General features: G+C 74.4%; 1 protein-coding gene. It reads left to right on the top strand.

Going from position 1 to position 1,605, the window contains the following annotated elements; all coding sequences use genetic code 11:
* Positions 1 to 295: 295 nt before the first annotated feature.
* The gene (locus AC08OX_RS15105) at positions 296 to 1,576 is read left to right on the top strand and encodes an ISAs1 family transposase (RefSeq protein ID WP_476608398.1); all 1,281 of its coding nucleotides are present in this window, start codon (positions 296 to 298) and stop codon (positions 1,574 to 1,576) included.
* Positions 1,577 to 1,605: the final 29 nt, after the last annotated feature.

Below are 1,605 nucleotides of genomic sequence, written 5' to 3'. Positions count from 1 at the left end.
GGGTGACCCGCAAAGTCTGTTTGCGCAGGTCGTGGGTCTGGCCGGGGTTTGAGGGGGCTGGGTGGGGAACGACCGGCCCGTTTTGAGATGATCTCGTTTTGGTGACGTTCCGTGAATCTGCGGTTGATCGCCGGTCTGGCCGGGTGACGCCGCGCTGGTCACTGATGGTGAGCATGGCGGGGGTTGGCTGTCTCGGGGTGAGGCGCTGGGCGGGGTGTGGGCGTGTTCCCGCCGGGTGGGGCAACGGGGCCCGGTAGGGACGGGATTGCGTTGATCTCACCCCTGGGAGGCCCCGTTGCCCGTTCAGTCTCGCATGCCCGCCGACGTGTCCTGCCTGGCCGGGGAGGCGGGGGTGCTGGCGGTGCTGGCCGCGGCGGGCGGGCCGGTGGCGGGCTGTTTCGAGCAGGTCCCGGACCCGCGGGACCCGCGCGGGGTACGCCACCGGCTGCCGGTGGTGCTGTCGCTGTGCGCGGCGGCGGTGCTGTGCGGGGAGAGCGGCCTGGCCGGGGTCGCGGCCTGGGCCGCCGCCGCGCCTCAGCGGGTGCTGGCCGCGGCGGGGGCGCGCCGCTGTCCGCGGACCGGGCGGCACGCGGCGCCGTCGGCGGACACCGTGCTCCGGGTCCTGGGACTGCTCGACGCCGCCGCGCCGGCGCGGGCCGTCGGCGCGTCGCTGGCCGGCCGCGCCCGTACCGCGGACAGCCCCGGCGACACGACGGGTGAGGGCTGTCGGAGGCCGGGGATCGCGGTCGACGGGAAGACGCTGCGCGGCGCCACCGGCCCGGACGGGAAGGCCCCGCACCTGCTCGCCGCGGTCACCCACGGCACCGGCGCGGTGCTGGCCGAGCACCAGATCGGCGCGAAGACCAACGAGGTTCCCGCGTTCGTCCCGCTGCTGCGCGAGCTGCACACCTACCACCCGCCGACCGGCCACGTGATCACCGCTGATGCCGCCCACACGAACCGCGCCCACGCCGAGGCGATCGTCACCGAGCTCGGCGCGCACTTCGTGTTCACCGTCAAGAACAACACCCCCGCCCTGGCCGTCGACTGCCACCAGGTGACCGACTGGACGAAGGCCCCGATCGGCCACACCACCGAGGGAAAGGCCCACGGCCGGCTCGAGAAGCGCACCATCCAGCTCGCCGAGGCCAGCGAGGCGATCCGCGCCCGCCACCCGCACGCCCGCACCGTCGCCCGGATCCGCCGCCGGACCACCCGCACCGTCACCCGCGGCACCCCCCGGCGCCGCGTCACCCGCAGGACCACCACCACAACCACCGTCCACGTGATCACCAGCCTCGCCCCCGGCGAGGTCACCGCCGCCGAGCTCGCCGCCTACGTCCGGGATCACTGGACTGTGGAGAACCGCGTCCACTGGGTCCGCGATGTGACGTTCCGTGAGGACGCCTCCCGCGTCCGGACCGGCCCCCCGCCCCGCGTACTGGCCACGTTCCGTAACCTTGCCATCGGCCTGCTCCGCCAGGCCGGACACCCCCGGATCAGCCCCACCCTGCGCCGCCTCCGCCACGACCCAGCCCTGCTCACAGCCATCCTCGGCCTCGAAAACCCGGCCTGACCAGCATCAACGACTTTGCGGCACGCCCT

The organism is Frankia sp. CoBUL1 (genome assembly GCF_978021245.1).
This window is presented reverse-complemented; position numbering and strand designations above follow the sequence as displayed.